We start from the raw sequence: 23554 nt of genomic DNA, 5'->3' as shown, positions 1-23554 counted from the left end.
TGATGAGGTAAAAGGTTTGCCCGCTTCAGGGCAGAAAGTGGCGGCTGTATCCGTCGATATTGAGAGGTGTGTTTATGAGCGTTTCTGTTAGCTATAAGGCTGAGTTGGGTGCTACCAAAATCAGCGATTACCTGCAAACCTGGGAAACTGGGTTTGTGACAGCAGGGCACGGTGCTGGGGCTACCGGTGGCTTCAACACCGCAGGTATGCTCCCTTCGTTCACCGGGGAGCAATATGCGACGCCAAGTAAAGTCTCTGACTATGCAGTTATTGCCGAAAGTGATACCGCCAGCGGGTTGAACTATGTGTTCAAGTTGTTCGGCGTATCTGATCCCAACCTGAATCACTACCTGTGGGGCAAGTTGGACAACGTCGAACTGGGTCGGGATCTCACCGGTGGCAAAGGTACCGATTTTTCCCTCGCTAAAAACAACGTCTCCTTCAACGGCCTCGACCTCTCCGCCCCGGAAGGCGCAGGTCGCGCCGGCAACCCCGTCCACGAAGTCGTCTACGGCCTCATGAACGGCAACGCCGACCCGCTGGAGGCAACCCTCAACAAACTGCTCTCGGAGTACAACCTGTCCACCGCCGCCACCTTTGACCAGGTAGCTGCCGCGGCACCGGTAGCTGCACCTGTCGCCCTGCCGAACCTGGTCGTGGCGAACGCCGAGCAATCCTGGTGGGACTGGGCCTTCGCCGCCTAAACCGCAGGCGTAAAAAAGCGAGTGGAAGATTGCTCTCCCACCCGCTCCGCTGACACAGCGCTGTGACCCGAGTTCTCTAGGCCAGGGTCATGGCGCTCTTGAATTGTGGGGAACGCCGGGCGTGCCGTCAACGCCGCTCGGCGGGCTTCTGTGGATATCTTGCAAGGAACCCTCTGAATGCACCGCTCTGGCAATGAATTGCGCAGTGCGCTGGCGGCTGCCCGGCGTTCGCTGGTGGACATTGGCGTGTTTTCCGCGGCGATCAACCTGCTGATGCTGGCCCCGGCCTTGTACATGCTGCAGGTGTATGACCGGGTGCTGGCCTCGGGCAACGAAATGACCCTGCTGATGCTGACCCTGATGGTGCTGGGGCTGCTGGCGCTGATGTGCACGCTGGACTGGCTGCGCGGGGTGCTGGTGATTCGCCTGGGCGCGCAGCTGGAGCAGGGCTTGCAGGCGCGGGTGCACGATGCCGCCCACGCCGCGCAGTTGCGCAGCGGCCATGGCGCGGCGGGGCAGGCGTTGGCGGATTTGGCGTGCCTGCGGCAGTTCGCCAGCGGTACGGCGCTGTTCGCGCTGTTCGATGCGCCGTGGTTTCCGCTGTTCCTGTGGGTGCTGTTCGTGTTTCACCCGGCGTTGGGTGGGCTGGCGCTGGGCGGCGCGGTGGTGCTGGTGCTGCTGGCGTGGCTTAACGAGCGCCTGTGCGGTGGCCTCCAGGCGCGTGCAGGGCTGTTGGCCCAGGCGGCTACGCAGCAGGCCACGGCGCACCTGGTTAATGCCGAGGCGGTGCAGGCCATGGGCATGCTTGATGCCCTGCGTGGCCGTTGGCAGGTGCAGCAACAGGGTTTCCTGACCTTGTATGGGCTGGCCAGCGAGCGCTCGGCGGCGGTGGGCGCCTGGGCCAAGGGCATCCGCCTGGCGCTGCAATCGCTGGTGCTGGGGCTGGGGGCGTGGCTGGCGGTGCAGCAGCAGATCAGCCCGGGGATGATGATTGCCGGGTCGATCCTGATGGGGCGGGTGCTGGGCCCCATCGACCAGTTGATCGGCGCCTGGAAGCAATGGGGGCCGGCCCGGGATGCCTGCCAGCGCCTGGTGCAGTTGCTCCGGGAGCACCCGCCGGCAGCCGACCCGCAGCGCTTGCCGGCGCCCAAGGGCGCGCTGGCGTTGCAAGGCGTTGACGCCGGCCCACCCGGTTGCAGCGCGCCGACGTTGCACGGGCTGGCGCTTAGCCTGCCGGCGGGTAGCGTGCTGGGGGTGATCGGGCCGTCGGGCAGCGGCAAGTCGACCCTGGCGCGGGTGTTGGTGGGGGTATGGCAGCCCATGGCCGGCCAGGTGCGGCTGGACAGCGCCGAGCTGGGCCACTGGCCGCTGCGGCAACTGGGGCCGCAGATTGGCTACCTGCCGCAGGACATCCAGCTGTTTGCCGGCACCGTGGCGCAAAACATCGCCCGCTTCGGCCCGGCCAACGCCGACAAGGTGCTGGCCGCCGCCGCCCTGGCCGGCGTGCACGAGCTGGTGTTGCAATGGCCCCAAGGCTACGACACCCGCCTGGGCGAGGGCGGCGCCGGCTTGTCCGGTGGGCAGAAGCAACGCATCGCCCTGGCGCGGGCGCTGTACGGGCTGCCGGCGCTGATCGTGCTGGACGAGCCCAACGCCAACCTCGACGAGGCGGGCGAGCGGGCATTGCTGGCGGCCATCGACCGCCTGAAGGCGCTGCAGCGCACGGTGATCCTGATGACTCATCGTGCCAACGTGCTCAGGCGCGTCGACCACCTGCTGATCCTGCGCGAGGGCCACCTGCACCGCTTCGGCCCTGCCGCCACGGTGCTGGCCGAGCAGGGAGTGGCGGCATGAGCAGCCTCAAGGATGATCGCGCAGCGGCGCGCCTGGGCTGGACGGTGTTGCTGCTGGGCGTGGGCGGCTTTTTCGCCTGGGCCATGTGGGCGCCGCTGGACCAGGGCGTGGCAGTGGCCGGGCACCTCACCGTGGTGGGCCAGCGCCAGACCGTGCAACATGCCAGCGGCGGGGTGCTGGAAAGTATCCTGGTCAGCGACGGCGAGTCTGTGGCCGCGGGGCAGCCGTTGCTGCGCCTGCGCCAGCCGCTGCTGCACAGCCAGGTGCGCAGCCTGCGCAGTCAATGGCAGGCCGCCGAGGCGCAAGCCGCGCGCCTGGTGGCCGAACAGCAGGAAACAATGCCAGTGTTCCCACAGGCTTCAGGCCCGGACGCCATAGCGCTACAGGGCCAGATTCACGCCAGCCGCGCCGCCAGCCTGAACAGCGAGCGCGCGGCCATGCAGGCCGCCATCCAGGGCAGTGAGGCACAGTTGCACGGCCTCAAGGCGTCCTTGCACAGCCTGCGTGCCCAGCAAGCCAGCCTGCAAACCCAACTCGCCAGCCTGCGCCGCCTGGGCGCCGAAGGGCTCGTCAGCCGCCACCGGGTGCTGGCCGACGAGCGCCAGTTGGCGCAGCTGACCGCTGTCATCAGCGTCGACGAGGGCCGGGCGGGGCTGTTGCAGCGGCAGGTCGACGAGCAGCGCCTGCGCCTGCAGCACCTGACCCAGGCGTTTCGCCGTGATGCCGGCAGCCAGCTGGCCGACACCCGCCAACAGGCTGAAGAGCTGCGCCATCGCCTGGCCGTGGCCGAGCAGGAACTGGCCGCCAGCACTTTGAAAGCGCCGGTGGCCGGGCGCGTCAGCGGTTTGCAGGTGAGCACCCTGGGCGAAGTGGTGGCGCCCGGGCAGGTGCTGCTGGAGATCGTACCGGCCGGCAAGCCGTTGCAGGTGGAGGCGCGGCTGCCGGTGGACATGGTCGACAAGGTACGCCCGGGCCTGCCGGTGGAGCTGCTGTTCCCGGCGTTCAACCAAAGCACTACGCCGCGGGTGGCCGGGCGGGTGACCCTGGTGGGCGCCGACCGCCAGCAGGATGAGCGCAACGGCGAGCCTTACTACCTGCTGCGCGCCGAAGTCACCGGCGCCCAGCAGTTGGCCGGGCTGACCCTGCAACCGGGCATGCCGGTGCAGGCCTTCGTCCGCACCGGCGAGCGCTCGCTGCTCAATTACCTGCTCAAGCCGCTGCGCGACCGCAGCCACCTCGCGTTGGTGGAGGAGTGATGAAACCTGTACTGCTGCTTCTCGCTTCGCTGACCTTCGCCGGCAACGCCCAGGCCCTGGGCCTGCTGGACGCCTACGAACTGGCCCGGCGCAACGACCCGGCCTGGCAGGCGGCAGGCGCGGCGCGGGAGGCCGGGCTCGAACAGCGGGCCATCGGCCGCGCCGCGCTGTTGCCGACGTTGAGCTGGGGCTACAGCCACTCGCGCAACCAGTCGCAGGTCAGCCAGGGCAGCCAACGCCAGGACCGTGACTACCGCAGCCACGCCGCCACCCTCAGCCTGCAACAGCCACTGCTGGATTTCGACGCCCTTGCGCGCTGGCGCCAAGGCGATGCCCAGGCGCATCAGGCCCAGGCCCAGTGGCAGGGCCAGCAGCAGGCGCTGCGGGTGCGGGTGGTGCGCCTGTACAGCAACGCGCTGCTGGCGGCGCGGCGCACGCAGCTGAGCCGCGAGCGCAAGCACGCCCTGGGTGAGCGGCTGGCGCTGAACCGCAGCCTGTTCGAGGACGGCGCGGGCACCCGCACCGACGTGCTGGAGACCGAGGCGCGGTTGAACCTGGCCGTGGCCGAGGAGCTTGAGGCGCTGGATGCCCAGGACGTTGCCGCGCGCGAATTGCAGGCGCTGCTGGGGCAGGCGCCGACGCAGTTGCAGCCGTTGGCGGAGCACATCCAGCTGCCCGCGTTGCAGCCAGCGGCGTTCGAGGCCTGGCGGCAGCTGGCGAGCAGCCGCAACCCCGAACTGCTGGCGCGCCGGCGCGGCCTGGACGTTGCCGAGCAGGAGGTGCAACGCCAGCGCGCCGGCCACCTGCCCAAGCTGAGCCTGTTTGCCAGCAACCGCCAGTCGCAGTCGGATTCGGAAAGCAGTTATCAACAGGCGTTCGACACCAACACCGTTGGCCTGCAACTGAACGTGCCGCTGTTCGCCGGCGGCGGGGTGAGCGCCGCCACGCGCCAGGCCGCCAGCCGCCTGGCCCAGGCCCAGCACGAACTGGACGGCCAGGCCCTGGCCACCTTCAACAACCTGCGCCGCCACTACAACGCCACCCGCAGCGGCGCCGCGCGGGTGCGTGCCTACCGCCTGGCCGCCGCCAGCGCCGAGGCCCAGTTGCATGCCACGTGGCGCAGCCAGCAGGGCGGCGAGCGCATCAACCTCGACGTGCTGGACGCCGAGCAGCAGCTGTACCGCGCCCGCCTGGAACTGCACGAGGCGCAGCACGGCTGGTTGCTGGCATCGGTAGAGCTGAAGGCTGCCGCCGGGGTGCTGGGCGAAGACGACATGCGCCAGGTGGCCAGCCATTTTCGCGAGTAAGCCCGGGTTCTTGTGGGAGCTGGCTTGCCAGCGAGCTGTTGGGGCCATAAAAGCTCGCTGGCAAGCCAGCTCCCACAAGACAGTTGCTGCTACGGGGTTGTGGGGGCCAGGTGCGCCACCATGAACTCGATGAATGCGCGGGTCTTCTGCGGCACGCGCCGCGCCGTGGGGTACACGGCGTTGATGCTGATGGCTGGCGCCTGCCACTCGCACATCACGGCCACCAGGCGGCCTGCCGCCAGCGCTTCCTCGACGATGAACGAAGGCAGCAGGGCAATGCCCATACCGCCCTCGGCAGCGGTGGCCAGCAGGTCGCCGTTGTTGGCGTGCAGCGGGCCGGTGACGTGCACGCGCTGGGTCTCGCGGCCGTTGCTCAACTGCAGGCTGACGCCGCTTTGCAGGTAGCCATAGTTCAGGCACTGGTGGTTGGTGAGGTCGCGTGGTTCCTGCGGCGTGCCGTGGCGCTCCAGGTAGGCGGGTGAGGCCACCAGCACCCGCGGCGCCGGCGCCAGTTGCTTGGCCACCATGCTCGAATCGCCCAGGCTGGCGATACGGATGGTCACGTCGAAGCCACCGCGCACCGGGTCCACCTGCTGGTCGCTGAGCACCAACTGCAGCTCGATCTGCGGGTGCTGCTCATGGAACAGCGGAATCAGCGGCCCCAGCTTGCGCAGGCCGAACGACATGGGCGCGTTCACCCGCAGCACCCCGCGGGCCTCGCCCAGGCCGCTGCGCGCGCGCTGCTCGGCTTCATCCACCGATGCCAGCACCTCGCGCACCGCCTCGTAGTACTCGGCGCCGGCCTCGGTCATGTGCAGGCTGCGGGTGGTGCGCTGCAGCAATTGCACGCCCAGGTCTTCCTCCAGGGCTTGGATCTGCTTGCTGATTTTCGAGCGCGGCACGTCCATCGCGCGGGCGGCTGCAGCGAAGCCGTTCTCGTTGACGGTGGTGACAAACGCGCGCATGGCGTCGATACGGTCCATCGGTGTCCCCAAAATGGAATCAATGATTCTCGATTTTAGGGAATTGTCTCGGATATTGCACGCGCCTACATTAGCACCAAGCCAGACGCACACAGCGCCCAACGAAGGGAACAGCGTCAGCCAACTCAAACCCGATTATCGACATCAGAAAAGGAATACACCATGTCCATCCGCGAACTGCTGAACCCAACCAACGCCGCCCTGATCCTGATCGACCACCAGCCGCAAATGGCCTTCGGCGTGCAGTCCATCGACCGCCAGACCCTGAAGAACAACACCGTGGGCCTGGCCAAGGCGGCCAAGATCTTCAACGTGCCGACCATCTACACCTCGGTTGAAACTGAAAGCTTCAGCGGCTTCATCTGGCCGGAACTGCTGGGTGTGAACCCTGGCCAGAAGCCAATCGAGCGCACGTCGATGAACAGCTGGGAAGACGCCAAGTTCGTGGAAGCGGTCAAGGCCACAGGCCGCAAGAAGCTGATCATTGCCGCGCTGTGGACCGAAGTGTGCCTGACCTTCCCGGCGCTGGAAGCCATGGCCGAAGGCTATGAGGTGTACATCGTCACCGACGCCAGCGGCGGCACCACCCAGGAAGCCCACGACATGTCGGTGCAGCGCATGATCCAGGCTGGCGCGGTACCGGTGACCTGGCAGCAAGTGCTGCTCGAGTTCCAGCGCGACTGGGCGCACAAGGACACCTACGACGCGGTCATGGGCCTGGTGCGCGAGCACAGCGGCGCCTACGGCATGGGCGTGGATTACGCCTACACCATGGTGCACAAGGCCCCACAACGCCAGGTCAACTAAGCTCAGCGCCCGGGGCCGCAAGGTCCCGGTTCGCTTTCCCGCATTTGTGTGAAAGGAGTCAGGCATGAACATCGAAATGGCCGATGGCGTCGTCACCCTGCTGGTTCGCCACCGCATCAGCAAAGGCCAGGAATCGCGTTACGAAGAATGGCTGCGCCGCATCATCGGCATCGCCCGCAGCTACCCCGGCCACCTGGGCATCGATGTCATGCGCGGCCACAGCAACGGCCTGCAACTGTTCACCAGCGTGCTGCGCTTCGCCAGCACCGAGCAACTGCAGAGTTGGCTGGACTCCGCCGACCGCCAGCGCCTGGTGGCAGAAGCCAAGCCCATGCTGGCCGACGGCGACCAACTGGAGATCAACAACGACCGCGAATTCTGGTTCACCCCGGTGGACGCCGGCGCGCCCCAGCCGCCGCGCTGGAAGCAGGCCTGCGTGACCTTCATGGTCATCCTGCCGCTGAGCTTCATCGTGCCGCTGTTGTGGGCACCGGTTTTCAAACTGTTTCCCTGGCTGGGCGGCTATGCCCCGGCCAACACCGTCATCACCCTGAGCGTCGTGCTGCTGGTGGTCTACGTGTTCATGCCGCGGGCCACCCGCTGGCTGAGCAACTGGTTGCAAGCCCGCTAAGCCCCACGCCCGTTGACCCCAGACAACAAGGAACCCTGTCATGAACACCACCGTCATCGCTGATCTGATCCTGCACAACGGCCGCCTGCACACCGTCGACCGCGCCAAGCCCACTGCCAGCGCCGTGGCCATCAAGGACGGCAAGTTCGTCGCCGTGGGCACCGACGCCGAGGCCATGGCCCTGCGCGGCAGCGCCACCCAGGTCATCGACTTGCGCGGCCGCACGGTCATCCCCGGGCTCAATGACTCGCACCTGCACCTGATCCGCGGTGGCCTCAACTACAACCTGGAACTGCGCTGGGAAGGCGTGCCGTCGCTGGTCGATGCCCTGGCCATGCTCAAGGAGCAGGCCCTGCGCACCCCGGCGCCGCAGTGGGTGCGGGTGGTGGGCGGCTGGAACGAATTCCAGTTCGCCGAAAAGCGCATGCCCACCCTGGACGAGTTGAACAAGGCCGCACCCGACACCCCGGTGTTCGTGCTGCACCTGTACGACCGCGCGCTGCTCAACCGCGCCGCCTTGCGCGTGGTGGGCTATGACCGCAACACCCCGAACCCACCCGGCGGCGAGATCCAGCGCGACGCCCAGGGCAACCCCACCGGCATGCTGGTGGCCCGCCCCAACGCCATGATCCTGTATTCCACCCTGAGCAAAGGGCCGAAGCTGCCGCTGGCGTACCAGGTGAACTCCACCCGCCAGTTCATGCGCGAGCTCAACCGCCTGGGCGTCACCAGTGCCATCGATGCCGGCGGCGGCTTCCAGAACTTCCCCGATGACTACGAGGTGATCAACGAACTGGCGGCCAAGGACCAACTGACCGTGCGCATCGCCTACAACCTGTTCACCCAGAAACCCAAGGAAGAGCTGGCCGACTTCCAGCACTGGACCGCCAGCACCCGCTACGGCCAGGGCAACGACTTTTTGCGCAACAACGGCGCCGGCGAGATGCTGGTGTTCTCCGCCGCCGACTTCGAGGACTTCCTGGAGCCGCGCCCGGACCTGCCCGCCACCATGGAGCAGGACCTGGAACCGGTGGTGCGCCACCTGGTGGAGCAGCGCTGGCCGTTCCGCCTGCACGCCACCTATGACGAGTCGATTTCGCGGATGCTGGACGTGTTCGAGAAGGTCAACCGCGACATTCCCTTCAACGGCCTGCCGTGGTTCTTCGACCACGCCGAGACCATCACGCCGAAAAACATCGAGCGGGTGAAGGCGCTGGGCGGCGGCATCGCCATCCAGGACCGCATGGCCTTCCAGGGCGAATACTTCGTCGACCGCTACGGCAAGAAGGCCGGCGAACAGACTCCGCCGATCCAGCGCATGCTCGCCGAGGGCGTGCCGGTAGGCGCGGGCACCGACGCCACGCGGGTGTCGAGCTACAACCCGTGGACCTCGCTGTACTGGATGGTCAGCGGCAAGACCGTGGGCGGCCTGGAGCTTTATCCACAAGGCCTGGAGCGCGACACCGCGCTGGAGCTGTACACCCATGGCAGCGCCTGGTTCTCATCGGAGCAGGGCAAGAAAGGCCAGATCAAGGTCGGGCAATTGGCGGACCTGGTGGCCTTGTCGGCGGATTATTTCAGCGTTGAGGAAGAGGCGATCAAGTGGATCGAGTCGCTGCTGACCGTGGTGGACGGCAAGGTGGTGCACGCGGCGGGCGAATTCGACAAGCTGGCGCCGCCAACCCTGCCGGTGACGCCGGACTGGTCGCCAGTGGCCATCGTCCCGGGCCATTGGCGGCCGCAGTCGCCGGTGCTGCAGCAGGTGCACCAGTGCAGCGGGCCATGCGGGGTGCATGCGCACAGCCACGACAGGGCGCGGCAGTCGAGCGTGCCGGTCAGTGATTTCCAGGGGTTCTGGGGGGCGTTTGGCTGTTCGTGTTTCGCGTTCTGAGTGCGCGGCGCTTTCATCGCGACCAAGGTCGGCTCCTACACCCGTAGGAGCCGACCTTGGTCGCGATGGGGGCGATGCGATCAACGACGAACCAGCAACACACCCGATTCCATGTGGTGGGTATACGGGAACTGGTCGAACAGCGCGCAACGCTCGATACGGTGGGTATCGTGCAACTGGGCGATGTTGGCGGCCAGGGTCTCCGGGTTGCAGGAGATGTACAGGATGTTGTCGAAACGACGGGTCAGCTCGCAGGTGTCCGGGTCCATGCCGGCACGCGGCGGGTCGACGAACACACTGCCGAACTGGTAGCTCTTCAGGTCCACGCCCTGCAGGCGACGGAACGGCCGCACCTCGTTCAGCGCCTCGGTCAGCTCCTCGGCGCTCAGGCGCACCAGGGTGACGTTGTCCACGGCGTTGTCGGCCAGGTTGTTCAGCGCGGCGTTCACCGAGGTCTTGCTGATCTCGGTGGCCAGCACCTTGCGCACCCGCGTGGCCAGGGGCAGGGTGAAGTTGCCGTTGCCGCAGTACAGCTCCAGCAGGTCGTCGTCGCGCTGGCCCAGGGCCTCATAGGCCCAGGTCAGCATCTTCTGGTTCACCGTGCCGTTGGGCTGGGTGAACGCGCCTTCAGGCTGCTGGTAGCTGAACACGCGGCCAGCCACGTCCAGTTTTTCCACGGCGAAGTCGCGGCCAATGACCACGCGCTTGCCCTTGGAACGGCCGATCAGGCTGATGCCCAGGTCGGCGGCCAGTTGCTCGGCGGCCACCTGCCAGTGCTCGTCCAGCGGGCGGTGGTAGCACAGGGTAACCATGGCGTCGCCGGCCAGGGTGGTGAGGAACTCCACCTGGAACAGCTTGTTGCTCAGGGCGTCGTTGGCCTGCCAGGCAGCTTTGAGCTTGGGCATCAGTTCGTTGATGCGCAGGCTGGCGATCGGGAATTCCTCGATGAGGATGGCCGTGTGCTTCTCACCCGGGGCGAACATGGCGTAGTGGCGCTGGCCGTCCTGGCGCCACAGGCGGAACTCGGCGCGCAGGCGGTAATGCTCGCGCGGCGAGTCGAATACCGCAGGTTCCGGGGCATCGAACGGCGCCAGCAGCTCGCGCAGGCGCGCGGTTTTCTCGTCCAGTTGGCGGCTGTAGTCCGCCGGGTTCACTACCGTGCTCATGCGTTGAACCAGCCCAGCTTGATGACGAACAGGATCGACAGAATGATCAGCGCCGGGTTCAGGTCACGGGTGCGGCCCGACAGCAGCTTGATCAGTGTCCACGAAATGAAGCCGAAGGCAATGCCGTTGGCGATCGAGTAGGTGAACGGCATGGCCAGGGCGGTGACTACCACCGGGGCGGCTTCGGTGATGTCGTCCCAGTTGATTTCCGCCAGGCCCGACATCATCAGCACGGCCACGAACAGCAGGGCAGGGGCGGTGGCGAAGGCGGGCACGCTGCCGGCTAGCGGCGCGAAGAACAGCGCCAGGATGAACAGCAGGGCCACGACGATGGCGGTCAGGCCAGTACGGCCGCCGGCGCTCACGCCGGCCGCCGACTCGATGTAGCTGGTGGTGGTGGAGGTGCCCAGCAGGGAACCGGCCATGGCTGCGGTGCTGTCGGCGATCAGCGCACGGCCCATTTTCGGCATGTGGCCGTCCTTGCCCATCAGGCCGGCGCGCTTGGCCACGCCGATCAGGGTGCCGGAGTTGTCGAACAGGTCAACGAACAGGAAGGCGAAGATCACGCTCACCAGGCCCACGTTCAGCGCGCCCTTGATGTCCAGCTGCAGGAAGGTCGGGGCCAGCGATGGCGGCATGGAGGTGACGCCGCCGAACGGGCTGAAGCCCATCAGGATCGAGACGATGGTCACTGCCAGGATGCCGATCAGCACGGCGCCGCGCACTTTCAGGGCTTCCAGGGCCACGATCAGCACGAAGCCCAGGGTGGCCAGGATCGGTGCAGGCTGCTTCAGGTCGCCCAGGCCCACCAGGGTGGCCGGGTTGCCGACCACGATGCCGGCGTTGTGCAGGGCGATCAGCGCCAGGAACAGGCCGATACCCGCGGCAATGGCCGAGCGCAGCGGCAGCGGGATGCTGTTGACGATCCATTCGCGGATGCGAAAGATCGACAGCAGGAAGAACAGCACGGCCGAGATGAACACCGAGCCCAGCGCGGTCTGCCAGGTGTAACCCATGTGCAGCACCACGGTGTAGGTGAAGAAGGCGTTCAGGCCCATGCCCGGTGCCAGGGCGATCGGGTAGTTGGCGATCAGGCCCATCACGGTCGAGCCGATGGCGGCGGCCAGGCAGGTGGCGACGAACACCGCGCCCTTGTCCATGCCCGTCTCGCCGAGGATGCTCGGGTTGACGAACAGGATGTAGGCCATGGCCAGGAACGTGGTGATGCCCGCCAGTATCTCGGTACGCACGTTGGTGTTGTGTGCTTTTAGTTGAAACAGCCTTTCCAGCATGCCTGATCCCCGTGGCGCGCCCCGGCGCCGTGAATGAATTGACCCCTCAAGCAAAGCACAAGCTCGCCGAGGGGCCGAAAAAAGCCGCGCATCATACCAGCATGGCTGGCTGGCGGTGAATGCGTGTGTCGCTTTAACCCCGCGTGATGTGGGAGCTGGCTTGCCAGCGAGCTTTTCGGGCCTCCACAGCTCGCTGGCAAGCCAGCTCCCACAGTAAGCGAGATGGTTACAGGGGTTTCTCGCGGTTCAGCATGTGATCGCGCTTGGCCAGGGTCGGGAACAGCTTGATCCAGGTGCCGGTCACCACCAGCGTGCTCACGCCGCCCAGCACTACCGCCGGCACCGTGCCGAACCAGTGCGCCGTCAGGCCCGATTCAAACTCGCCCAGCTGGTTCGAGGCGCCGATGAACAGGCCGTTCACGGCGCTGACCCGGCCGCGCATCTCGTCCGGCGTCTCCAATTGCACGAATGCGCCGCGGATCACCATGCTGATCATGTCTGCCGCGCCCAGCACTGCCAGGGTCGCCAGGCTGAACCAGAACGAGGTGGACAAGCCGAAGGCGATGGTTGCCACGCCAAATACCCCGACGCCGGCGAACATGGTGCGGCCCACCTTGCGCTCGATGGGGAAGCGCGACAGCCAGAACGACATCAGCAGCGCCCCCACCGCTGGCGCCGAGCGCAGCAGGCCCAGGCCCCAGGGGCCGGTCAGCAGGATGTCGCGGGCGAACACCGGCAGCAGCGCGGTGGCGCCGCCCAGCAGCACGGCGAACAGGTCCAGGGAAATGGCGCCGAGAATGTCCGGGCGGCTGCGAATGAAGTTGATCCCGGCCAGCAGCGACTGCAGCGTGGCCTTGCCCTTGTTCAGCGGGGTCTGGCGCGCCGGCAGGCTGAGCATCAGCGACAGCGCCAGCACATAGAGCACCACGGTGGGGCCGTACACCCACACGCTGCCGAACGCATATAGAAAGCCGCCCAGCGCCGGCGCGACGATGGTGGCGGTCTGCATGGCCGAGGCCGAGGCCGCTACCGCGCGGGGGAACAACTCGGTGGGCACGATATTGGGCAGCAGCGCCTGGGTGGTGGGCATCTCGAACGCCCGGGCGCTGCCCAGCAGGAAGGCCAGCACGAAGATCATGTCGCGGCTGACGCTGTCGGTGCTGCTGCCGATCACCAGGGCCAGGGCCACCAGCGCCTGCCCCGTCTGGCAGATGGCAGCTACCTTGCGTCGGTCATAGCGGTCGGCCACATGCCCGGTGTGCAGCATGAACAGCACCCGCGGGGTGAATTCCACCAGCCCCACCAGGCCCAGGTCGAGCACGCTGCCGGTCAGCTGGTAGAGGTGCCAGCCAATGGCCACTGTGAGCATCTGGAAGCCACTGGCGGTGCACACCCGCGCCAGCCAGAAAGCCATGAAAGGACGGTGATGACGCAGCAGCAGTACAGCGGAACTGGACATGGGGCAGGGCAACCTCGCGGGCGGGAGGCGCGAGATTATCACTAGTTTGTAACTGCAGGTTACGTAAATGGCATTCGTTGCCATTCGCCGCAATCCTCTCGCGCGATCCCCGAAATTGGCCGAACCCCCTGCTTTAGAAGGGTGAGGCAACGTGCCGCGTGACAATAGACCACGCAGTTAACTGCGCGGATTGGGTCTACTCTTTTAGGGATCATTGATCCTGGTCAATACACGTTGCAGCCGCGTTGTGTTGAGGCCATTGGTCACTGCCACACTTGAATACTCAGAACACATTTCGCGCGCCGCACTCATTAACCGTGAGGGCTGTCGGTGCGAGTTGACGGGGGCGTCCCCCGACGCACGCAGATGATTCATCTGATAGAGGAAACCATATGTTCGGCTTAGAGGCTCTAGATCTCGCCCGAATGCAGTTCGCGTTTACGGTCTCGTTCCACATCCTGTTCCCCGCCATCACCATCGGCCTGGCCAGTTTCCTGGCCGTGCTCGAAGGCCTGTGGCTCAAGACCAAGGATGACACCTACCGCGATCTGTACCATTTCTGGTCGAAAATTTTCGCCGTCAACTTCGGCATGGGCGTGGTCTCGGGCCTGGTCATGGCCTACGAGTTCGGCACCAACTGGAGTCGCTTCTCGGACTTCGCCGGCGCCGTCAACGGGCCGCTGCTGACCTATGAAGTGCTGACCGCGTTCTTCCTGGAAGCCGGTTTCCTCGGCGTCATGCTGTTCGGCTGGAACCGTGTGGGCCGTGGCCTGCACTACTTCTCCACCGTCATGGTGGCCGTGGGCACGCTGATCTCCACCTTCTGGATCCTGGCTTCCAACAGCTGGATGCAGACCCCGCAGGGCTACGAGATCGTCGACGGTCGCGTGATTCCGGTGGACTGGCTGGCGGTGATCTTCAACCCCTCGTTCCCGTTCCGCCTGGCGCACATGGCTATCGCCGCGTTCGTCGCCACAGCGTTCTTCGTCGGCGCCTCGGCGGCCTGGCACCTGCTGCGTGGCCGCGACAACCCGGCCATCCGCAAGATGTTCTCCATGGCCATGTGGATGGCGCTGATCGTCGCGCCTATCCAGGCCTTCGTCGGTGACGCCCACGGCCTGAACACCCTGGAGCACCAGCCGGCCAAGATCGCCGCCATCGAGGGCCACTGGGAAAACGTCGGCAACGAGCCGACCCCGCTGATCCTGTTCGGCATCCCGGACATGAAGGAAGAGAAGACCAAGTACGCCATCGAAGTGCCGTACCTGGGCAGCCTGATCCTGACCCACAGCCTGGACAAGCAGATCCCGGCGCTGAAGTCGTTCCCGCCTGAAGACCGCCCGAACTCGCTGATCGTGTTCTGGTCGTTCCGCATCATGGCCGGCCTGGGGATGCTGATGATCGCCGTGGGCCTGTGGAGTGCCTGGCTGCGCTGGCGCGGTGGCCTGTACACCAACCGCCTGTTCCTGACCCTGGCCATGTGCATGGGCCCATCGGGCCTGATCGCCCTGCTGGCGGGCTGGTTCACCACTGAAATCGGCCGTCAGCCGTGGGTCGTGTATGGCCTGCTGCGCACCGCCGATGCAGTGTCCAACCACAGCGTGACGCAGATGAGCATCACCCTGGTGCTGTTCGTGGTGGTGTACTTCTCGCTGTTCGGCACCGGCTTCGGCTACATGATGCGCCTGGTGCGCAAGGGGCCGAAAACCCACGAAGGCGCAGAAGCTACCCATGGTGGCCCTGGTCAAACGCGTACGCCTGCACGTCCTCTCTCCGCCGCCCACGAAGGCAGCGAAGAAGGCCACGCCGACAGCCTGAACAAGGGGAACTGAGTCATGGGTATCGATCTTCCACTGATCTGGGCCGTGATCATTATCTTCGGCGTCATGATGTACGTGATCATGGACGGTTTCGACCTGGGTATCGGGATTCTCTTCCCGTTCCTCAAGGGCGAGTCCGACCGTGACGTAATGATGAACACCGTCGCCCCCGTGTGGGACGGCAACGAAACCTGGCTGGTATTGGGCGGCGCGGCACTGTTCGGCGCCTTCCCGCTGGCCTACTCGGTGGTGCTGGAAGCGCTGTACATGCCGCTGATCCTGATGCTCATCGGCCTGATCTTCCGTGGCGTGGCGTTCGAGTTCCGCTTCAAGGCCCGCGCCAACAAGCGTCACATCTGGGACAAGGCGTTCATCGGCGGTTCGCTGCTGGCCACCTTTGCCCAGGGCGTGGCCCTGGGTGCCTACATCGATGGCATCCCGGTGGTCAACCGTGCCTACGCCGGCGGCGGCCTGGACTGGCTGACGCCGTTCACCGTGTTCTGCGGCCTGGCGCTGATCGTGGCCTACGCCCTGCTGGGTTGCACCTGGCTGATCATGAAGACCGAAGGCAGCCTGCAGGAGGCCATGCACAAGCTGGCCAAGCCGCTGACCCTGGGCTTGCTGGTGGTGACTGGTATCGTCAGCATCTGGACGCCGCTGACCCATGCCGACATCGCCACCCGCTGGTTCAGCATGCCTAACCTGCTGTGGTTCATGCCGGTGCCGCTGCTGGTGCTGCTGTCGGTGTACGCGCTGCTGAAGTCGGTGTCGCAACGCGCCCACTACATGCCGTTCATCATGACCCTGATCCTGATCTTCCTCGGCTACAGCGGCCTGGGTATCAGCCTGTGGCCGAACATCATCCCGCCGGCCGTGTCGATCTGGGACGCAGCGTCGCCGCCGCAAAGCCAGGGCTTCATCCTGGTGGGCACGCTGTTCATCATCCCGTTCATCCTGGTTTACACCTTCTGGAGCTACTACGTGTTCCGCGGCAAGGTGAAACCTGAAGATGGCTACCACTGACAGAACCCTGTAGCAGCGGCCCCAGGCCGCGTCCAACGCCCCCAACGCGGGGAACCGGACGCAGCCTGCGGCAGCTGCTACGGACGTACACAGGAGAGCATGCGATGAACAGCAAGGAACATGAACCCGACCCGGCTGCCAACAGCCCCTGGTGGAAACGCGTGGGCTGGCTGCTGGTGATCTGGGCGGGAAGTATCGTGGCCCTGGGCATCGTCGCTGAACTGCTGCGCATGTTCATGACTGCGGCGGGCATGAAGTCCCACTGAAATACCGTCTCATCCCACCGCTGTTTTGCACAGGCAGCGGTTTTCAAACCCTCTTCGGAGGGTTTTTTTTGTGTACGTGGAAGCTGGCAAGCCAGCTCCCACACCTTTACTTGCGGGCTTTCAGAATCACGAACTTGGGCGTGGCTGTCACCTGCTCGACACCGCGGAACAGCCGCGCCAGCTTGCTGTGGTAGCCCAGGTGGCGGTTGCCGACGATGTACAGCGCGCCGCCCACCACCAACGCCTCGCGCGCCTGCTGGAACATGCGCCAGGCCAGGAAATCGCCCACCACCTGGGCCTGGTGGAACGGCGGGTTGCACAGCACCACGTCCAGGGACTGCGGCGCCTGGCCGGCCAGGCCGTCGCCGGCGCGCACGGTCACTTCGCGCTCACCCAGGGCGGCCTGCCAGTTCTCGGCGGCCGACTGCACGGCCATGTACGACTCATCCACCAGGGTGTAGTGCGCCTGCGGGTTCTGCAGGGCGCTGACGATGCCCAGCACGCCATTGCCGCAGCCCAGGTCGGCGACCTGGGCGCTGCCCAGCCCGGTAGGCAGGTGGGGCAGGAAGGCGCGGGTGCCGATGTCCAGGCCCTCGCGGCAGAACACGTTGGCGTGGTTCAGCAGCTCCAGCGCCGGCTGGTCCAGGCGGTAGCGGCTCGGGTAGGGCGAGGTGAACGGGCCGCGTGCCTCGGCGGTGGCGATCAGCAGTCGCGCCTTTTTCACTGCCAGCGATGCGCTGACCGGACCGATGTACTGGTCCAGCAGGTCGCCGGCCGCCCGCGGCAGGTGCTTGACCATGGCGGCGGCCACCACCTGGGCGCCGGGCGCCAGGTGGCCCTGCAGGCGAATCAACTGCTCTTCCAGCAGCGCCAGGGTCTTGGGCACGCGAATCAGCACGCGGTCGAACAGGCCGTCCCAGCGCTGGCTGGCCGGCAGCACGCCGATGGCGTCGAAGGGCCGGCCGTTGCGCACCAGGTTCTTTTCCAGCGCCTGGCTGCCCAGGAACGAGTCACCGCTGCTGACCAGGTCGAACTGGCCTTGCAGGCTGATGGCCAGGGCGCCAAAGCTGTCGTTGAGCACCAGCACCCGGGTGCTGGCAGGCAACTGCTGCTCGGCCAGGTGGTTGAGCAGGTATTCGTCGGCGGCGTCGAACGCCTGCAGCGGTTCGTTGGGCTGGTCGGGCTGGCGGATCAGGTCAAGCTGGGCGAAGGGCGTGGTCAACACGGGCATGGGGCAGAGACTCGGGGTGGGCAGCTGTAGATTTACGCAAGTCTCGGCGGTACCAAACTCGCAGCAGGGAGGCACAATGGGGTGCTCCGGGTCGTGAATTCTACGTCCATTTGCAGAATTATGCAGGCGTGGGGCTCACAGCAGGCCGGTTTGAGCGGCGTGAACCACGGCAGAGAGCTTGTTGCCCATGCCCATTTTCTTTACGGCCGTGCTGATATGAAAGTTCACCGTGCGCTCGGAAAGGCTGAGAATGGCGGCGATATCGCCGGCGGTCTTGCCCTCGGCCGACCAGCGCAGTATCTCCAGCTCGCGGCCGGACAGCTGGCCGTGGGTGTCCCCGTCCGCGCTGGCCTGCCGGGCGCCCAGGCGCTGGTGCAGCAGGTTGCCCAGCCACAGGCACTGGCCCACCTTCGCGCAGAATTCGTCGGCGCTCACCGGCAGGTGCTGGCGGGCCAGGGTCAGCATGCTGACGTGGTGGTCGCTGTCGTGGATGGCCAGGCTCAGGCCATGGCGAATGCCGTGGCTCCAGGCGTCCTGGCGGAACTCGGGGGTGCTGCGGAACAAGCCGTCAGTCCACAGCAACGGCACCACCGAGTGCCGGCAATGCCTGACGCTGGGGTCGGTAGCGCCATAGCCCTGCTGCCGATAACGCTGGCGCCATGCGGCTGGCATATTGTTCAGGGCCATGCGGTGCGGCATGACCTGGCCGGGGCCGGTGACGAAGGTTGCGTAGTCGAAGCCCAGGTCGCGGGCCAGGTCCAAAGCGCTCTCTACTATATCCTTGCGTTCGGCCATGCCTTGCAGGTGATGCAGTTGCGCTTCATGCCACATTCTCATGACGACACTCCAGTTGAGCTGCCCGATATGGATCCAAGTACTGCCCCGTCGCTTCATTCTAGGTGATTAATGCTTTGATACGAGTTAATTACGTCGATAAAATGTAGTTATCGTCTGGCTACTGCATGAAAAAGCCATTACAACTTGCGGGTGTTCCTGGTTGCCGCTTTGCTGGACACTATAAGCACTGTTCCCACGGAGACCGTCATGACCGCCAGCGCCGAGAATTTCACCCGCCAGACGCTGCTCGAGGTACAGCCGCTGACCCCCAGCCTGTTCACCCTGAGGACCACCCGCGACCCTGGGTTTCGTTTCCGCGCCGGGCAGTTCGCCCGCCTGGGGGTGACCAAGCCTGACGGCAGCGTGGCGTGGCGTGCCTATTCGATGGTGTCCTCGCCCCATGACGAGTTCCTGGAGTTCTTCTCCATCGTGGTGCCGGGAGGGGAGTTCACCAGCGAGCTGAGCCGCCTGCGCGAGGGCGACACGCTGCTGGTGGATCGCCAGGCGTTCGGTTACCTGACCCCGGACCGCTTCATCGACGGCCGCGACCTGTGGCTGCTGGCCACGGGCACCGGGGTGGCGCCGTTCCTGTCGATCCTGCAGGACTTCGAAGTGTGGGAGAAATTCGAGCGCATCATCCTGGTCTACAGCGCCCGCGAAGGCCGCGAGCTGGCGTACCAGCCGCTGATCGCCGAGCTCACCGGGCGTGAGTACCTGGCGGAATACGCGCACAAGTTCCAGTACATTCCCATCGTCACCCGCGAGCAGTGCCCGGGCGCGCTGGGCGGGCGCATCACCACGCTGATCGACAATGGCGCGCTGGAAGCGGCGGCCGGCTGTGCGCTGGCGCCGGAGCATTCACGGGTGATGATCTGCGGCAACCCGCAGATGATCGACGACACCCGGGCGGTGCTCAAGGCCCGCGACATGCGCCTGACCCTGACCCGCAAGCCAGGGCAGATAGCGGTAGAGAACTATTGGTAAGAGCGGGGCGCGCGGTCACGCACCCCGTAGCAGCCGCCGCAGGCTGCGTCACGGCCGCGCGTTCTGCTCTTTCAGCAAATCACGAATCTCGCCCAGCAGCAGCTCTTCCTTGGTCGGGGTAGGCGGCAGGGTAGGGGCGGCGGCTTCTTCGCGCTTGAGCTTGTTGATGGCCTTGACGCCCATGAAGATGGCGAACGCCACGATCAGGAAGTCGATGATGGTCTGGATGAACTTGCCGTAGGCCAGCACCACGGCCGGCGCCGTGCCCTGGGCTTCCCTGAGGGTCACCGCCAGGTCGCTGAAATCGACGCCGCCAATCAACAGCCCCAGCGGCGGCATGACCACGTCACCCACGAACGACGAGACGATCTTGCCGAACGCTGCGCCAATGATGATACCCACGGCCATGTCGACCACGTTGCCTTTGACCGCGAAGGCCTTGAACTCAGCTAGTACGCCCATGCTTTTGATATCCCTTGTTACAGATGAATGGTTGCAGGCAGTGTAAGACAGCGAAGCGCGCCGTGCTCGTTACCTGGTAACAATGACCCGGCTTCTCCCTATTAGTTTTACCGAATCCGGCCAGGATCGGTATGATGACTGTTTTTATATACAGGGGAATTCCTCATGGCCAAGGCCAAGCGCTTGTACGGCTGCACCGAGTGCGGCGCCACCTTCCCGAAATGGGCCGGCCAGTGCGGCGAGTGCGGCGCCTGGAACACCCTGACCGAGACCATGATCGAGGCCGGCGCTGCCGCACCCTCCAGCGGCCGCACCGGCTGGGCGGGCCAGCAGGCGCAGATCAAGACCCTGGCCGAGGTCAGCGTCGAGGAAATTCCCCGCTTCACCACCGCCTCCACCGAGCTCGACCGCGTGCTGGGCGGCGGCCTGGTGGACGGCTCGGTGGTGCTGATTGGCGGTGACCCGGGCATCGGCAAGTCCACCATCCTGCTGCAGACCCTGTGCAACATCGCCGCGCGCATGCCGGCGCTGTACGTCACCGGCGAGGAATCGCAACAGCAGGTGGCCATGCGCGCGCGCCGCCTGGGCCTGCCCCAGGACCAGCTGCGGGTCATGACCGAGACCTGCATCGAGACCATCATCGCCACCGCCCGGGTCGAGCAGCCCAAGGTGATGGTCATCGACTCCATCCAGACCATCTTCACCGAGGCCCTGCAGTCCGCCCCCGGCGGCGTCTCCCAGGTGCGCGAGAGCGCCGCCTTGCTGGTGCGCTACGCCAAGCAGAGCGGCACCGCCATCTTCCTGGTGGGCCACGTCACCAAGGAAGGCGCCCTGGCCGGCCCGCGCGTGCTGGAGCACATGGTCGATACCGTGCTGTATTTCGAAGGCGAGTCCGACGGCCGCCTGCGCCTGCTGCGCGCGGTGAAGAACCGCTTCGGCGCGGTGAACGAACTGGGCGTGTTCGGCATGACCGACAAGGGCCTGAAAGAGGTGTCCAACCCCTCGGCCATCTTCCTCACCCGCGCCCAGGAAGAAGTGCCGGGCAGCGTGGTCATGGCCACCTGGGAAGGCACCCGGCCGATGCTGGTGGAGGTGCAGGCGCTGGTGGACGACAGCCACCTGGCCAACCCGCGCCGCGTGACCCTGGGCCTGGACCAGAACCGCCTGTCGATGCTGCTGGCGGTGCTGCACCGCCACGGCGGCATTCCCACCCACGACCAGGACGTGTTCCTCAACGTGGTGGGCGGCGTGAAGGTGCTGGAAACCGCCTCCGACCTGGCGCTGCTGGCGGCCATCATGTCCAGCCTGCGCAACCGGCCGCTGCCGCATGATCTGCTGGTGTTCGGCGAGGTGGGCCTGTCCGGCGAGGTGCGCCCGGTGCCCAGCGGCCAGGAACGCCTCAAGGAAGCCGCCAAGCACGGCTTCAAGCGCGCCATCGTGCCCAAGGGCAACGCGCCGAAGGAAGCGCCGGCCGGGCTGCAGGTCATCGGCGTGACCCGCCTGGAGCAGGCCCTCGACGCCCTCTTCGAATAACCCATCCCCGTAGCAGCGGCCGCCAGGCCGCGTCCGCTTTTTTCCAGGTGAGCCGCGTGGGGGGGCGGACGCAGCCTGGCGGCAGCGGCCACGGGTTGACCGTTTGTCGGTTTTCGCATTCCGACATTACGGGGTAATGCCGGTAAATCATCTGTGCTGGTTTTCACCTGTTCATCTGCACTTTATCGACAATAGCCACTTAATCGGCACCATAGTCGCCAATGTTCTGAATTGTTCGAAATTGTATCGTGAATTTGACCTCGGGAGGCGCTCCCCCTAGTATCGCCGCTCTTTCGCGCCCCCCGACGTTTCAAGGATCGATTCAATGTCTGCTCCCAGACCACGGAAAACGGCCTGGCTGTTGCTGGTTGCCAGCCTTTTCTGCGCCCCCGCCGCTGTTGTCGCTGCCCCCGTGCCCCAAGGCGACCAGGACCTGATCCGCGAGCGGCAGAACCGCTTGCTGCAAGACCAGCAGCGGCGCCTTGAAGACCTGAAGAACCTTCCTGGCCAGTCCACCCCCGAAGCCGCCCCCGCAGCCCCGGCTGACCCCCGCTGTTTCACCATCCGCCACATCGAGCTCAAGGGCGCCGACCACCTGAGTGCCACTGAGCGCGAACCCTTGCTGGCGCCGTTCCTTGGCCAGTGCCTGGGCGTGGCGCAACTCAACGAAGTGCTCAAGGCCATCACCGACCACTATCTGGCGCGTGGCCTGGTGACCAGCCGTGCCTACCTGCCGCCCCAGGACCTGGGCAGCGGCACGCTGGTGGTGCAAGTGGTGGAAGGGCGGCTGGAACGCCTCAAGGGTGGGGCGGGCAGCGGCATTAGCGAGCGCGAACTGGCCATGAGCTTCCCGGGGCGCGCCGGGCAGGTGCTCAACCTGCGCGAGATCGAACAACTGGTGGATCAGCTCAACCGCCTGCCGTCCAACCAGGCGCGCATGGAGCTCAGCCCTGGCCAGGCCGTGGGTGGCAGCGAGGTGACGGTCACCAACACACCGCAAAAACCCTGGCGCGCTTCCCTGGGCCGCAGCAACGATGGCCAGCGCAGCACCGGCGAGCAGCAGTGGAACACGGGGCTTGAGTGGGACAGCCCGCTGGGCCTGGCCGACGAATTGATGCTGCGCGCCGGCCACGATGCCGTCAGCGACTCGGGCCACAGTTCCCACAACGAACTGCTCAATTACAACCTGCCGTGGGGCTGGTGGACCTTCAACTACAGCTACAGCCAGAGCGCCTACCGCTCCAGGGTCACGCCGCAGGGCTACGGCAGCTTCCTGCAAAGCGGCGACAGCAGCAGCCACCAATTGCGCGCCGAGCGTGTCATCCATCGTGATGCCCTGAGCAAGACCGCGGTCAACGTCGGCCTCACGCGCCTGGCCACCCGCAACTACAACGACGGCGCCTACCTGAGCGGCAGCAGCAACACCCTCACCGAGCTCAGCTACGGCATCAACCACGGCCGCCGTCTGGGCAATGCCTTCGTCAACCTCGACCTGGCCACCCAGAAGGGCATCGGCGCCCTGGGCGCCCAAGGTGACCCGGGCAACGGCGGGCCCTCCGCGCGTTACCGCAAGTACACCGCCACCGCCAGCTACCTGCTGCCCTTCCAACTGCTGGGTGAAAGTTTCACCTTCAGCAGCCTCGCCACCGGCCAGCACAGCAACGACCCTCTGTTCGGCAACCAGCGCATCAGCGTCGGCGGCCTGTCCTCGGTGCGCGGCTTCAAGGACCAATACCTGATGGGCGACAGCGGCGGCTACTGGCGCAACGAAGTGCGCTGGAGCCGCCCCGTGGCCTGGGACCGCCTGCGCCCGGCACTCACCGAATACGGCCTGGCCCTGGCCTACGACCAGGGCGTGATCAGCCGCGACCACACCGACACCGACCAGCACGGACGGCTGAGCGGCAACGCCGTGGAACTGTTTGCCCGCGGCCGCTACCTGGGCGCCAGCGTCACCTTCGCCCACTCGCTGGAACGCCCCGGCGCCGTCGCCGACCGTGAGACGCCGATCTACTTCAGCCTGAACCTCTTTCTCTAATTGTTGCTGC

General features: G+C 65.9%; 20 protein-coding genes. 13 read left to right on the top strand and 7 right to left on the bottom strand.

Annotation, left to right across the window (positions count from 1 at the left end):
- Positions 1 to 74: 74 nt before the first annotated feature.
- From RAM80_RS13385 to RAM80_RS13370, 4 genes are all read left to right on the top strand, one after another.
- The gene (locus RAM80_RS13385) at positions 75 to 704 is read left to right on the top strand and encodes a heme acquisition protein HasA (protein ID WP_416427007.1); all 630 of its coding nucleotides are present in this window, start codon (positions 75 to 77) and stop codon (positions 702 to 704) included.
- Positions 705 to 881: 177 nt separating this feature from the next.
- Positions 882 to 2558 (top strand): type I secretion system permease/ATPase, encoded by a 1677-nt coding sequence (locus RAM80_RS13380; protein WP_416427006.1) that lies wholly within the window; start codon positions 882 to 884, stop codon positions 2556 to 2558.
- The gene (locus RAM80_RS13375; protein ID WP_416427005.1) at positions 2555 to 3814 is read left to right on the top strand and encodes an HlyD family type I secretion periplasmic adaptor subunit; all 1260 of its coding nucleotides are present in this window, start codon (positions 2555 to 2557) and stop codon (positions 3812 to 3814) included. Before RAM80_RS13380 ends, RAM80_RS13375 begins: the two co-directional genes overlap by 4 nt.
- Positions 3814 to 5121: a TolC family outer membrane protein gene (locus RAM80_RS13370; RefSeq protein ID WP_416427004.1), complete on the top strand. Its 1308-nt coding sequence runs from the start codon at positions 3814 to 3816 to the stop codon at positions 5119 to 5121. Before RAM80_RS13375 ends, RAM80_RS13370 begins: the two co-directional genes overlap by 1 nt.
- Before the next feature lie 89 nt (positions 5122 to 5210).
- On the opposite strand, the gene RAM80_RS13365 is transcribed toward RAM80_RS13370, so the two are convergent.
- Complete coding sequence (locus tag RAM80_RS13365) at positions 5211 to 6104, bottom strand: LysR family transcriptional regulator (RefSeq protein ID WP_416427003.1); 894 nt, start codon at positions 6102 to 6104, stop codon at positions 5211 to 5213.
- A 162-nt stretch (positions 6105 to 6266) separates the two neighbouring features.
- Between RAM80_RS13365 and RAM80_RS13360 the strand changes: the two genes are divergently transcribed.
- From RAM80_RS13360 to RAM80_RS13350, 3 genes are all read left to right on the top strand, one after another.
- Positions 6267 to 6911, top strand: coding sequence for a hydrolase (locus RAM80_RS13360; protein ID WP_416427002.1), 645 nt, complete (start codon positions 6267 to 6269; stop codon positions 6909 to 6911).
- A gap of 64 nt (positions 6912 to 6975) precedes the next feature.
- The gene (locus tag RAM80_RS13355; RefSeq protein WP_416427001.1) at positions 6976 to 7542 is read left to right on the top strand and encodes an antibiotic biosynthesis monooxygenase; all 567 of its coding nucleotides are present in this window, start codon (positions 6976 to 6978) and stop codon (positions 7540 to 7542) included.
- 40 nt (positions 7543 to 7582) lie between these two features.
- Positions 7583 to 9433 carry an amidohydrolase gene (locus RAM80_RS13350; protein WP_416427000.1) on the top strand — a complete coding sequence of 617 codons (1851 nt, stop codon included), beginning with the start codon at positions 7583 to 7585 and terminating at the stop codon, positions 9431 to 9433.
- An 80-nt stretch (positions 9434 to 9513) separates the two neighbouring features.
- Here RAM80_RS13350 and trmA read toward each other — a convergent pair whose 3' ends face one another.
- From trmA to RAM80_RS13335, 3 genes are all read right to left on the bottom strand, one after another.
- Positions 9514 to 10599 carry a tRNA (uridine(54)-C5)-methyltransferase TrmA gene (trmA, locus tag RAM80_RS13345; protein ID WP_416426999.1) on the bottom strand — a complete coding sequence of 362 codons (1086 nt, stop codon included), beginning with the start codon at positions 10597 to 10599 and terminating at the stop codon, positions 9514 to 9516.
- Positions 10596 to 11891, bottom strand: a complete 1296-nt coding sequence (locus RAM80_RS13340; RefSeq protein WP_416426998.1) for an NCS2 family permease — start codon at positions 11889 to 11891, stop codon at positions 10596 to 10598. The genes trmA and RAM80_RS13340 overlap by 4 nt, the downstream gene beginning before the upstream one ends.
- A 226-nt stretch (positions 11892 to 12117) precedes the next feature.
- A complete protein-coding gene (locus RAM80_RS13335) occupies positions 12118 to 13350 on the bottom strand; it encodes an MFS transporter (protein ID WP_416426997.1) in 1233 nt (410 codons plus the stop codon).
- A 392-nt stretch (positions 13351 to 13742) separates the two neighbouring features.
- Here RAM80_RS13335 and RAM80_RS13330 point away from each other — a divergent pair, with 392 nt between their 5' ends.
- The 3 genes from RAM80_RS13330 (at position 13743) to RAM80_RS13320 (ending at position 16459) form a co-directional block, all read left to right on the top strand.
- Positions 13743 to 15182 (top strand): cytochrome ubiquinol oxidase subunit I, encoded by a 1440-nt coding sequence (locus tag RAM80_RS13330; RefSeq protein ID WP_416426996.1) that lies wholly within the window; start codon positions 13743 to 13745, stop codon positions 15180 to 15182.
- A 3-nt stretch (positions 15183 to 15185) separates the two neighbouring features.
- Complete coding sequence (gene cydB, locus RAM80_RS13325; RefSeq protein ID WP_416426995.1) at positions 15186 to 16193, top strand: cytochrome d ubiquinol oxidase subunit II; 1008 nt, start codon at positions 15186 to 15188, stop codon at positions 16191 to 16193.
- A 104-nt stretch (positions 16194 to 16297) separates the two neighbouring features.
- Complete coding sequence (locus RAM80_RS13320; RefSeq protein WP_416426994.1) at positions 16298 to 16459, top strand: DUF2474 domain-containing protein; 162 nt, start codon at positions 16298 to 16300, stop codon at positions 16457 to 16459.
- Positions 16460 to 16565: 106 nt separating this feature from the next.
- Here the strand turns inward: RAM80_RS13320 and RAM80_RS13315 are convergent, their stop codons facing one another.
- Together RAM80_RS13315 and RAM80_RS13310 are read right to left on the bottom strand one after the other, a co-directional pair.
- Positions 16566 to 17690 carry a methyltransferase gene (locus RAM80_RS13315; RefSeq protein WP_416426993.1) on the bottom strand — a complete coding sequence of 375 codons (1125 nt, stop codon included), beginning with the start codon at positions 17688 to 17690 and terminating at the stop codon, positions 16566 to 16568.
- Between the two features lie 135 nt (positions 17691 to 17825).
- Positions 17826 to 18527: an autoinducer binding domain-containing protein gene (locus RAM80_RS13310; protein WP_416426992.1), complete on the bottom strand. Its 702-nt coding sequence runs from the start codon at positions 18525 to 18527 to the stop codon at positions 17826 to 17828.
- A 207-nt stretch (positions 18528 to 18734) separates the two neighbouring features.
- On the opposite strand from RAM80_RS13310, the gene RAM80_RS13305 reads away from it, so the two are divergent.
- Positions 18735 to 19511 carry a ferredoxin--NADP reductase gene (locus RAM80_RS13305; RefSeq protein WP_416426991.1) on the top strand — a complete coding sequence of 259 codons (777 nt, stop codon included), beginning with the start codon at positions 18735 to 18737 and terminating at the stop codon, positions 19509 to 19511.
- Between the two features lie 48 nt (positions 19512 to 19559).
- On the opposite strand, the gene mscL is transcribed toward RAM80_RS13305, so the two are convergent.
- Entirely contained in the window at positions 19560 to 19973 is a 414-nt protein-coding gene (gene mscL, locus RAM80_RS13300; protein ID WP_416426990.1) for a large-conductance mechanosensitive channel protein MscL, read from the bottom strand.
- Positions 19974 to 20138: 165 nt separating this feature from the next.
- Between mscL and radA the strand changes: the two genes are divergently transcribed.
- Both radA and RAM80_RS13290 read left to right on the top strand, forming a co-directional pair.
- Positions 20139 to 21506: a DNA repair protein RadA gene (gene radA, locus RAM80_RS13295; RefSeq protein WP_416426989.1), complete on the top strand. Its 1368-nt coding sequence runs from the start codon at positions 20139 to 20141 to the stop codon at positions 21504 to 21506.
- Positions 21507 to 21831: 325 nt separating this feature from the next.
- Positions 21832 to 23544 (top strand): ShlB/FhaC/HecB family hemolysin secretion/activation protein, encoded by a 1713-nt coding sequence (locus tag RAM80_RS13290; protein WP_416426988.1) that lies wholly within the window; start codon positions 21832 to 21834, stop codon positions 23542 to 23544.
- Positions 23545 to 23554: the final 10 nt, after the last annotated feature.

It is taken from the genome of Pseudomonas sp. App30 (assembly GCF_047947025.1).
Taxonomy (GTDB): Bacteria; Pseudomonadota; Gammaproteobacteria; order Pseudomonadales; family Pseudomonadaceae; genus Aquipseudomonas.
Note: the sequence above shows the minus strand (reverse complement) of the source record. Positions and strands in the feature narration are given on the sequence as shown.

Coding starts and splice junctions, on each gene's coding strand:
- RAM80_RS13385 (WP_416427007.1), top strand. CDS start 75: ATGAGCGTTTCTGTTAGCTATAAGGCTGAGTTGGGTGCTACCAAAATC.
- RAM80_RS13380 (WP_416427006.1), top strand. CDS start 882: ATGCACCGCTCTGGCAATGAATTGCGCAGTGCGCTGGCGGCTGCCCGG.
- RAM80_RS13375 (WP_416427005.1), top strand. CDS start 2,555: ATGAGCAGCCTCAAGGATGATCGCGCAGCGGCGCGCCTGGGCTGGACG.
- RAM80_RS13370 (WP_416427004.1), top strand. CDS start 3,814: ATGAAACCTGTACTGCTGCTTCTCGCTTCGCTGACCTTCGCCGGCAAC.
- RAM80_RS13365 (WP_416427003.1), bottom strand. CDS start 6,104: ATGGACCGTATCGACGCCATGCGCGCGTTTGTCACCACCGTCAACGAG.
- RAM80_RS13360 (WP_416427002.1), top strand. CDS start 6,267: ATGTCCATCCGCGAACTGCTGAACCCAACCAACGCCGCCCTGATCCTG.
- RAM80_RS13355 (WP_416427001.1), top strand. CDS start 6,976: ATGAACATCGAAATGGCCGATGGCGTCGTCACCCTGCTGGTTCGCCAC.
- RAM80_RS13350 (WP_416427000.1), top strand. CDS start 7,583: ATGAACACCACCGTCATCGCTGATCTGATCCTGCACAACGGCCGCCTG.
- trmA (WP_416426999.1), bottom strand. CDS start 10,599: ATGAGCACGGTAGTGAACCCGGCGGACTACAGCCGCCAACTGGACGAG.
- RAM80_RS13340 (WP_416426998.1), bottom strand. CDS start 11,891: ATGCTGGAAAGGCTGTTTCAACTAAAAGCACACAACACCAACGTGCGT.
- RAM80_RS13335 (WP_416426997.1), bottom strand. CDS start 13,350: ATGTCCAGTTCCGCTGTACTGCTGCTGCGTCATCACCGTCCTTTCATG.
- RAM80_RS13330 (WP_416426996.1), top strand. CDS start 13,743: ATGTTCGGCTTAGAGGCTCTAGATCTCGCCCGAATGCAGTTCGCGTTT.
- cydB (WP_416426995.1), top strand. CDS start 15,186: ATGGGTATCGATCTTCCACTGATCTGGGCCGTGATCATTATCTTCGGC.
- RAM80_RS13320 (WP_416426994.1), top strand. CDS start 16,298: ATGAACAGCAAGGAACATGAACCCGACCCGGCTGCCAACAGCCCCTGG.
- RAM80_RS13315 (WP_416426993.1), bottom strand. CDS start 17,690: ATGCCCGTGTTGACCACGCCCTTCGCCCAGCTTGACCTGATCCGCCAG.
- RAM80_RS13310 (WP_416426992.1), bottom strand. CDS start 18,527: ATGAGAATGTGGCATGAAGCGCAACTGCATCACCTGCAAGGCATGGCC.
- RAM80_RS13305 (WP_416426991.1), top strand. CDS start 18,735: ATGACCGCCAGCGCCGAGAATTTCACCCGCCAGACGCTGCTCGAGGTA.
- mscL (WP_416426990.1), bottom strand. CDS start 19,973: ATGGGCGTACTAGCTGAGTTCAAGGCCTTCGCGGTCAAAGGCAACGTG.
- radA (WP_416426989.1), top strand. CDS start 20,139: ATGGCCAAGGCCAAGCGCTTGTACGGCTGCACCGAGTGCGGCGCCACC.
- RAM80_RS13290 (WP_416426988.1), top strand. CDS start 21,832: ATGTCTGCTCCCAGACCACGGAAAACGGCCTGGCTGTTGCTGGTTGCC.